Source organism: Micromonospora sp. BL1 (assembly GCF_003667485.1).
Taxonomy (GTDB): domain Bacteria; phylum Actinomycetota; class Actinomycetes; order Mycobacteriales; family Micromonosporaceae; genus Micromonospora; species Micromonospora tulbaghiae.
The window spans coordinates 26271-35296 of the sequence record NZ_RCVK01000209.1; the positions used below are offsets into that span (position 1 = coordinate 26271).

General features: G+C 74.7%; 11 protein-coding genes and 1 pseudogene. All 12 read left to right on the forward strand.

From position 1 onward, the window contains the following. The first annotated feature begins 7 nt into the window (after positions 1–7). Positions 8–754 (forward strand): YggS family pyridoxal phosphate-dependent enzyme, encoded by a 747-nt coding sequence (locus tag EAD96_RS11520; protein ID WP_120568828.1) that lies wholly within the window; start codon positions 8–10, stop codon positions 752–754. A 193-nt stretch (positions 755–947) separates the two neighbouring features. Next, positions 948–1649: a cell division protein SepF gene (locus tag EAD96_RS11525; RefSeq protein WP_091331125.1), complete on the forward strand. Its 702-nt coding sequence runs from the start codon at positions 948–950 to the stop codon at positions 1647–1649. Between the two features lie 28 nt (positions 1650–1677). Then, positions 1678–1983, forward strand: a complete 306-nt coding sequence (locus EAD96_RS11530; protein ID WP_013287596.1) for a YggT family protein — start codon at positions 1678–1680, stop codon at positions 1981–1983. 41 nt (positions 1984–2024) lie between these two features. Then, positions 2025–2828 carry a DivIVA domain-containing protein gene (locus EAD96_RS11535; RefSeq protein WP_091331126.1) on the forward strand — a complete coding sequence of 268 codons (804 nt, stop codon included), beginning with the start codon at positions 2025–2027 and terminating at the stop codon, positions 2826–2828. A gap of 300 nt (positions 2829–3128) precedes the next feature. Continuing rightward, entirely contained in the window at positions 3129–3707 is a 579-nt protein-coding gene (locus EAD96_RS11540) for a hypothetical protein (RefSeq protein ID WP_357897556.1), read from the forward strand. A gap of 2 nt (positions 3708–3709) precedes the next feature. Beyond that, a complete protein-coding gene (locus EAD96_RS11545; RefSeq protein ID WP_120568830.1) occupies positions 3710–4018 on the forward strand; it encodes a DUF167 domain-containing protein in 309 nt (102 codons plus the stop codon). 22 nt (positions 4019–4040) lie between these two features. Next, on the forward strand, positions 4041–5546 hold the full coding sequence (locus EAD96_RS11550; RefSeq protein ID WP_120568831.1) for a potassium/proton antiporter: 1506 nt from the start codon (positions 4041–4043) through the stop codon (positions 5544–5546). Positions 5547–5771: 225 nt separating this feature from the next. Beyond that, the gene (locus EAD96_RS11555) at positions 5772–6191 is read left to right on the forward strand and encodes a TraR/DksA C4-type zinc finger protein (RefSeq protein ID WP_018785248.1); all 420 of its coding nucleotides are present in this window, start codon (positions 5772–5774) and stop codon (positions 6189–6191) included. A 66-nt stretch (positions 6192–6257) separates the two neighbouring features. Further along, complete coding sequence (gene lspA, locus EAD96_RS11560; RefSeq protein WP_121684259.1) at positions 6258–6860, forward strand: signal peptidase II; 603 nt, start codon at positions 6258–6260, stop codon at positions 6858–6860. Further along, positions 6857–7801 carry an RluA family pseudouridine synthase gene (locus tag EAD96_RS11565; protein ID WP_121684260.1) on the forward strand — a complete coding sequence of 315 codons (945 nt, stop codon included), beginning with the start codon at positions 6857–6859 and terminating at the stop codon, positions 7799–7801. The genes lspA and EAD96_RS11565 overlap by 4 nt, the downstream gene beginning before the upstream one ends. A 1-nt stretch (position 7802) precedes the next feature. Beyond that, positions 7803–8651: a hypothetical protein gene (locus EAD96_RS11570; RefSeq protein WP_121684261.1), complete on the forward strand. Its 849-nt coding sequence runs from the start codon at positions 7803–7805 to the stop codon at positions 8649–8651. A gap of 140 nt (positions 8652–8791) precedes the next feature. After that, a pseudogene (locus EAD96_RS11575) lies at positions 8792–9026 on the forward strand (ATPase); the annotation flags it as partial.

Sequence of the window (9026 nt, forward strand, 5' to 3'; positions counted from 1 at the left end):
CGCGCCGATGACGGAGTCACAGACGGCGGTGCGGCCCGAGCGGCGCGCCGAACTCGCGGCCGGCCTGGCTCGGGTGCGGGCCCGCATCGCCGACGCCTGCGCCGCGGCCGGGCGGCAGCGCGACGAGGTCACACTGGTCGCGGTGACCAAGACGTACCCGGCGGCGGACGTGGTCGCGCTGGCCGGGCTCGGCGTGACCGACGTCGGGGAGAACCGCGACCAGGAGGCGGCGCCGAAGGCGGAGGCGGTGGCCGCCGCCGGGGCGGCGCCGCGTTGGCACTTCATCGGCCAGTTGCAGCGCAACAAGGCCCGCTCGGTGGTCCGGTACGCCGACGTGGTCCAGTCGGTGGACAGTGTCCGGCTGGCCGCCGCGCTGGACGCCGCCGCCGGCGCGGTCCGGGACCGGCCGCTGGACGTGCTGGTGCAGGTGAGCATCGACGGCGACGCGGCCCGGGGCGGGGCGCTGCCCGGCGCGGCCGATCCGCAGCGGGGGCTCGACCCGGTGGCCGCGGCGGTGGCCGGCGCCGACGGTCTGCGGCTGGCGGGCCTGATGGCGGTGGCGCCGCTGGGCTGGGAGCCGGACCGGGCGTTCGCCCGGCTGGCCGAGGTGGCGGCGGCGCTGCGGGCCGACCATCCGGGTGCGACGGTGCTGTCGGCGGGCATGAGCGGAGACCTGGAGAGCGCGATCGGTCACGGCGCGACACATGTCCGTGTCGGCAGCGCGTTGCTCGGAATGCGCCCTGCGCTGCGGTAGCCTCACCACGACGGAAGCAAATTACATCAGTGTTGTTCAGGACGGCGTTCCCGTAGCCGGGGGCCGTGACGGGCGGACCGCGAACCGCGCGTCAGGGGATTGCCGATCCGGTCCGGTGGGCATGATCGTCCACTCGTGATCAAGCGACACGGCACGGGGGCGCGTGCCGCACGGCGGACGGAAGGGCGCGGGGATGGGTGCACTGCGCAAGGCGGGGGTCTGGCTCGGTCTCGTCGAGGAGGACGACGAGCGGGCGTACGAGGACGGTGGCTACGACAAGGGTGGCTACCGGGACTCGTCGCGCTACCGGTCGAGCCGGTACGCCGAGGAGTTCGCCGACGAGGACGACGACGAGGCCGAGGAGCCGCCGACGACGCGGAGCCGGCTCGGCGACCGGGGCCGGCTGTCCGAGCGCGCCTCCAGCCGCGCGGTCGACGCCGACCGGGCCGAGTCCGAGCGCCCGGAGCGGGCCGAGCGGTCCAGCGTGCGGTCGATCACCCGGTCCTCCGCCGGTGACGCCTCGGGCGCCCTGACCTACCACACCCGCGACAACCTCGCGCTCGCGCCGCAGACCCAGCCGCGGGAGCGGGAGCGTGTGGCGCCGGAGGACGAGCAGCGCTACCAGATCACCACGCTGCACCCGACCACGTACCGCGAGGCGCGGACCATCGGCGAGCACTTCCGCGACGGCGTACCGGTGATCATCAATCTCACCGAGATGGACGAGGCGGACGCCCGCCGGCTCGTCGACTTCGCCGCCGGGCTCGCGTTCGGTCTGCGCGGTACGATCGAGCGCGTGACCAACCGGGTGTTCCTGCTCTCACCGGCCAACGTCCAGGTCACCGCGGAGGACAAGGCCAAGATCGCTGAGGGCGGCTTCTTCAGCCTGAGCTGAGCCGCACGACCGAGGGACGTCGCCTGCCGTGTTGTCGATCCTGTTCCAGGTGCTCTACCTGCTGCTGTACATCTTCCTAATTGTCCTTTTGGCGCGATTTGTTCTTGGGGCGGTGCTGGCCTATGGTCGCCGCTGGCAACCGGGACGGGGAGCGTCGGCGGGACTGGAAGTCGTGTGGAGCGTCACTGATCCGCCCCTGCGAGCGTTGAGGCGTGTGATCCCACCACTGCGAATTGGTACCGTGAGCATCGACCTGGCCTCCCTTGTGCTCCTGGTTATCCTGTTCGTGCTGATGGAGTTCGTGTTTAGGCGCCTGATCTTCGCGTTTGCCTGACCAGAGCGCTTTCGCGGCCGCAACTGACCCGAGGAGTTTCGATGCCGCTGACCCCGGCCGACGTCCACAACGTCGCCTTCAAAAAGCCGCCGATCGGCAAGCGGGGGTATGACGAGGAGGAGGTCGACGCCTTCCTGGACGAGGTCGAGCGCGAGCTGGCCCGTCTGATCGAGGAGAACAACGAGCTGCGCGCCCAGGTGGAGCGCGGCGGTCGGGGTGGCGCTCCCGCCGGCCCCGGCGGCGACGCCCGCCTCGCGGCGGAGCTCAACGACGTCAAGGCCCAGCTCGACCGGGTGCAGCGCGACAAGGCGGCCGCCGAGCAGGCGGCCCGCGCGATGCAGGCCGAGCTGGAGCAGGTCCGCACGCAGGGCGGCCCGGCCGGCGTGACCGGTGACGGCGAGCAGCAGGCGCTGCGGGTGCTCATGATGGCCCAGCGCACCGCCGACGACCACGTCTCCGACGCCCGTCGCGAGGCCGACCAGCTGCTCTCCGAGGCCCGTTCCAAGGCCGAGGAGGTCACCCGGGAGGCGCGCGCCAAGGCCGACGCCCTGGAGCGGGACGCCCGCCAGCGGCACCAGGAGGCCATGGGCGGCCTGGACGCCAAGCGCACCGCGCTGCAGAAGCACATCGAGGAGCTCAAGCAGTTCGAGCGCGAGTACCGCACCCGCCTCAAGGCGTACCTGGAGAGCCAGCTGCGTGACCTCGACGGTCGCGGCCAGGGTCTCGAGGTGGAGATGAACCGCTCCGAGGGCAACCGCGCCACCGGCAGCAACGGTCTCGCCGCGGCCGGCCTCGCCGGCTCCTACGGCGGTGGCCGCGCGGGCTCGCTCGAGTCCGGCCGCTGATCCCGCGTCGGTGGCCGTCCCCGTGACGGCCACCGACCGCCCAGACCGACACGACGCGGCCGGGGGTGAGCCGTGGTAGCCGCCAGCATCCTGCTCATCCTCGTCGCGGTCGTGCTGCTGATCGCCGGCCTCGCCGGCGGATCCAGCCTCCTGCTCATCGTCTCGATCGCGGCCAGCCTGCTGTCCGCCGTCGCCTTCGTCGCGTTCGCCCGCCAGGCAGCCGCGGCACGGGCCACGGCCGGCCGGGAGGCCGGGCCGCGACCGCGGACCGCGCACACCGTCCCGTCCCCGGACGAACCGGTGAGCCCGGTCCCGCACCACACGTCCACGGTCGGCGCCGGTGGATCCGGGTGGCGGCAACCGCCCGGGTCGCCGGTGACCGAGCCCGACGACGTCCCGCCGCCGGCCGCGTACTCGCCGCCGGCCGAGCCGTTCGACGCCGGGCCGTACGAGCCGGCCACCGGGCCGCTCGACACCGAGGCCGCCGCAGGGCCGTACACGACGGCGTTCGACGCCGAACCCGCCGCCGGGCCGTACACGGCGCCGGATCCGGTGGTCGCGGACTCGGCGCCCTACTCGCCGCCCGGCCCGCGGACGCCGGAGACCGCGCGGCCCACCTCGCCCGCACCGGGCGAGGCGTTCGACGGCGACCCGCCGGCCGAGTTCCTCTCCACCGGTGAGGTCTCCCGGCTGGTCCGGCTGCCCGGCGAGGTCCTGGTGGTCGACGGCCACCCCCGCTTCCACCTGCCCGACTGCCCGCACCTGGTGGGCCGGGAGGACGAACCGCTGCCGGTCGCCGAGGCGGTCGCGCTGGGCTTCACCCCGTGCGCGCACTGCGCCGCCGCCACCACCCTGCTCGCCGAGGCCCGGCCGCGCTGACCATGACGATCGCGGACGACACACTCACCGTCGCGGTGCGGGTGAAGCCCGGGGCGGCCCGCGCCCGGGTGGGCGGGCGGTTCGACGGGCCGTACGGTCCGGCGCTCGTCGTCGCGGTGCACGCGCCCGCTGTGGACGGCCGCGCCACCGAGGCGGCCCGGCGCGCGCTCGCCGACGCGCTCGGCGTCCGGCCGGCGACCGTGTCCCTGCGGTCGGGCGCGGCCAGCCGCGACAAGCTGTTCCTGGTCGAGCGCCCGCACGACGGGCTGCCCGAGGTGCTGCGCCGGCTGCGCGACGGCAGCACGGCGTGAGGTCCGGTCGGGCCGGCCGGCGATGACCCCGGGGCTCGACGTCGCGCTGCTCGTGGGCGCCGCCGTGCTGCTGGTCGCGGTGGGCGCGGTGCGGTTCTCCACCCGGCTCGGCGTGCCCAGTCTGCTGGTCTACCTGGCGCTGGGCGTGCTGCTCGGCGAGGCCGGCCTGGGCATCCGGTTCGACGACGTCGAGCTGACCCGGGTGCTCGGCTTCTGCGCGCTCATCGTGATCATCGCGGAGGGCGGCCTGACCGCGCGGTGGAGCACGTTGCGGCCGGTGCTGGGCCTGGCCGCGGCGCTGTCCACGGTCGGCGTCGTGGTCAGCATCGTGGTCGTCGGCGTGGTGGTGCACCTGCTGCTCGGCCTGGACTGGCGGCTGTCGCTGCTCTACGGCGCGGTGCTCTCCTCGACCGACGCCGCGGCCGTGTTCGCCACGCTGCGCCGGTTGCGCCTGCCGCCCCGGCTGGTGGCCGCGCTGGAGGCCGAGTCCGGGGTGAACGACGCCCCGGTCGTGCTGCTGGTGCTGCTGCTGTCCCGCGCCGGGGTCGAGGCCCACCACCCCTGGTGGTACGAGGTGCTGCTGCTCGGCTACGAGCTGAGCACCGGCGCGGCGGTCGGGGTGGGCGCCGGGCTGGCCGGCCGGTACGCGCTGCGCCGGGCCGCGCTGCCGTCGGCCGGCCTGTACCCGATCGCGGTGGTCGGCTTCACCGTGCTGGCGTATGCGGCCGGCTCGGTGCTGCACGCCTCGGGCTTCCTCGCCGTGTACGTCGCGGGCGTCCTGCTCGGCAACTCGCGGCTGCCGCACCGCCAGGCCATCCTCGGCTTCGCCGACGGGCTGGCCTGGCTGGCCCAGATCGGCCTGTTCGTGCTGCTCGGCCTGCTGGTCTCGCCGAGCCGGCTGGACGCGGCGGTGCTGCCGGCCGTGATCACCGGGCTGGCGCTGCTGCTGCTCGCCCGGCCGCTGTCGGTGGCGGTGTCCGCGCTGCCCTTCCGGGTGAACCTGCGCGAGCAGCTCTTCCTGTCCTGGGCCGGGCTGCGCGGCGCGGTGCCGGTCGTGCTGGCGACCATCCCGCTGTCGCTGCACGTGCCGGGGGCGGACCGCCTGTTCGACGCCGTCTTCGTCCTGGTGGTGATCTTCACGTTGCTCCAGGCCGGGACGCTGGCGCCGGCGGCGCGCCGGCTGGGCGTGACCGCGCCGGCCGAGGCGAGCGAGATCCTGCTGGAGACCGCCCCGCTGGAACGGATGCGCGCGGACCTGCTCCAGCTGGAGGTGCCGGCCGGGTCGCGGCTGGCCGGGGTGCACGTGGACGAGCTGCGGCTGCCGGTCGGCGCCGCTGTGACACTCGTGCTGCGTGACGGCGTCGGTTTCGTGCCGGGCGCCGACACCCGGCTCAAGGTCGGGGACAGCCTGCTCATCGTCGCCACCGCGGGCGTACGGGACGAGACCGAGCGGCGGCTGCGGGCGGTGAGCCGCCGGGGCCGGCTGGCGAGGTGGTTCGGGGAGTACGGCGAGGAGCCGGCCCGCTGATCTGCTACCGTTCGTTTTGCCCCGATTGATGGCAGTCCGGGGCGGATACGTGGGACGACGGTGCGGCACGTTGTCGGACGCCTGTACGTTCCGTATTCTTGCCAACCTCCGGAGTGCACGGCGGACCCGCTCGCCGTGCACCCTTCCGTACGCGGACGGCGCCGACGACGGCGTCCCCGCCCACGCACCGCTGACCGCCGCTCCGTGCGGCTGAGGGAGCTGACGATGGCGAAGCCAGCCGACACCAGGACCGCCGGTCGCAAGCCGGTGGCGAAGGCCACCCGCAGCGCGGCGGAGACCGAGAAGATCCGGGCCGCCCTGGCGGCACGGCGGGACGAGCTGAACGCCGAGTACGATCAGACGCTGAGCGAGATCACCGAGCTGCAGCGCGATCGGCTGACCGACTCGGCCGGGGACGACCAGGCCGACACCGGCACCAAGACGTTCGAGCGGGAGCAGGAGATCTCTCTCGCCAACAGCATCAAGGAACGGATCACGCAGGTCGAGCGCGCGCTTGAGCGCCTCGACGAGGGTGGCTACGGCTGGTGCGAGCGGTGCGGCAACCCGATCCCGGTGGAGCGGCTCGCCGCGTTCCCGTCGGCCACCCTCTGCGTGACGTGCAAGCAGCTGGAGGAGCGGCGCTGATCACCGCTCCCCGGCGGCCGTACGGCAGACGGTGACCACACCGTCGCGAGCGTCGATGGGGAGCAGATGACCGCAGCACCGCCCGCCGGGGCCGGCACCACCGAGTCGGGCGCCGGCGCGCCCCGCCGTAAGGCCGTCGGCCTGCTGCTCGGCGTGTCCCTGTTCTCGCTGCTGGCGGATCTCGGCACGAAGCAGCTCGCGCTCGCCGAGCTGACCGGCCGGGAACCGGTGTCGCTGCTCGGCGGCGCGGTCTATTTCAGCCTCACCCGCAACAGCGGCGCGGCCTGGAGCATCGGCTCCGACCACACCTGGGTCTTCCCGATCATCACGTTCGTGGTGATCGGGTGGATCACCTGGATGGCGTTGCGGCTGCGCTCGCTGCCCTGGGCGGTGTCGCTGGGCCTGGTGCTGGGCGGTGCGCTGGGCAACCTGATCGACCGGATCTTCCGCGCGCCCGGCCACTTCGTCGGCCACGTGGTCGACATGATCAGCCTCTTCGACCCGTACGGCCAGGTCTGGCCGGTGTTCAACCTGGCCGACAGCTCGCTGGTGTGCGGCGTGGTGCTCGCGGTCTTCCTGGAGCTGACCGGCCGCCAGCGCGACGGCTCCCGGCTGCGCGACGAGAAGCGCGACGCCGCCGCCCCGGCCGAGCAGCGGGAGAGCGCGTGACCTCCGCGTTCGCCGCCGCCGGCGACACCCGCTCCCTGCCCGTGCCCGACGGCCTCGACGGGATGCGCCTGGACCAGGCCGTGTCCCGCCTGTTCGGGCTCTCCCGTACCGCCGCCGCCGGCCTGATCGACGCCGGGGACGCGCTCGTCGACGGCGTGGCCCGGCCCAACTCGCACAAGGTCAAGGCGGGCTCGTGGCTGGAGGTCACGCTGCCCGCGCCGCCGGCGCCGCCGACCGTGGTGCCGCAGGCGGTGCCCGGCCTGACCGTGGTGTACGCCGACGACGACATCGTGGTGGTGGACAAGCCGGTCGGGGTGGCGGCGCACCCGAGCCCGGGCTGGACCGGCCCCACCGTGATCGGCGGGCTGGCCGGCATCGGCCACCGGATCTCCACGAGCGGCGCCGCCGAGCGGCAGGGCGTGGTGCACCGGCTCGACGTGGGCACGACCGGGATCATGGCGGTGGCCAAGAGTGAGCGCGCGTACACCGCGCTGAAGCGGGCGTTCAAGTTCCGCGAGGTGGAGAAGCGCTACCACGCCGTGGTGCAGGGCCGCCCGGATCCGCTGAGCGGCACCATCGACGCGCCGATCGACAGGCACCCGCACCACGACTACCGCTGGGCGGTGGTCTCCGGCGGCAAGCCGAGCATCACGCACTACGACACGATCGAGGCGTTCCCCGCCGCCAGCCTGCTCGACGTGCGGCTGGAGACCGGGCGGACGCACCAGATCCGGGTGCACTTCTCCAGCATGCGGCACCCCTGCGTGGGCGACCTGACCTACGGCGCGGACCCGACGCTGTCGGCCCGGCTGGGGCTGGCCCGGCAGTGGTTGCACGCCCGCTCGCTGAGCTTCGCGCACCCGGGCACCGGCGACGAGGTGACGTTCGTCAGCGAGTACCCGGACGACCTGGCCCGGGCGCTGGAGATCCTGCGCGACTGACGTGAGCGACGATCCCGCGCCACCGCGCCGGTCCCGGTCCGCCGCGCTGACCTGGGTCGCGCTGGCCTGCGCGCTCGTCGTGCTGGTGGTGGCCGTGGCGCAGCGGCGGGACCGCCCGGTGAGCGACCGCACGGTCGGCGAGGTGACCCGGGTCGGCGTGACCGACGGCGCGAGCATCCCGGCGTACCTGCGCGCCGCCGGGGACGAACTGGCCCGCCTCGACGCGCCCGACGGCTATGCGCTGGTGTCGTTCGGCGACTACCTGACCCCGGCGCGGGCGGCCGCCTCGCTGGACGGCACGCGGGTCTCGGCGGTGGTGGCGCGGGTGCCGCTGCCCGGCCGGCAGACCGAGATCGTCCGGATCGCGGCACTGCGCCTGCCGCAGGACGTGGTGGCCGGGATGGCCGGCGTTGCGACCCGCAAGGACCGGGAGGCCGCGGACTACCGGTCCCGCGCCGCCGCGACCACAGCCGATCCGGAGCTGCGCCGGGTGTACGACAGCGGCGCCGAGGTCGCCGCCCGCGAGGCGCAGGCGTACCGGACGGGCTGCGCCTGCGTCTACGCCGCGGTGGTCAGTGCCGCGCCGGACGCCCTGCGCGCGCTCGTCGGTCGTCCGGGCGTGCGGGTGGTGGACCCGGCGCCGGAGGTGACCCGTCCGGACCGGACCGTGTTCACCCCGCCGCTGCCCGAGCAGCGTGACGTGGTCCGGCCGCCGGCCGACACCGGGCCGGCCGGGGCAGGCGGAATGGGCGATTCGTCGGAAGCCGCACGGACGGTGAGCGAACCTTCACCCACCGCCCCCGCGTCCGTCGCCGGCTCCGGGACACCCAATCCCGCTCCCACCTCCTGAGACACCGGGGCACGCGGCGACCGGGCCGATCCCATGGTGCGGCGGGCCACCGGGCGATGTGCGGCGCGGGGAGTGGTCCGAATAGGGTTTCGTTCGTAGCCTGTCAGGCGGAGATCGATGGGCTGGGGGAGGGCGAATCCTTGGACGGCAGCGAGACCGGCTGGGGTCGGCAGGGCGAGCCGGCACCGCGGTGGCGGGCGCTGCTCGACCGGGCCCGGCTCGGCGGTCGCGGCGCGGAGCACGCCGACGCCGACCGGCACGTCGAGGAGCAACCGGCGCCGCCGCCCGACCCGCTGCCCCGCCGTGGCGCGGGCACCGGGTGGACCGGCCGCGCCACCGCCGTCGGCCGCGCCCCCGACGGGTCGTACGGCGCCG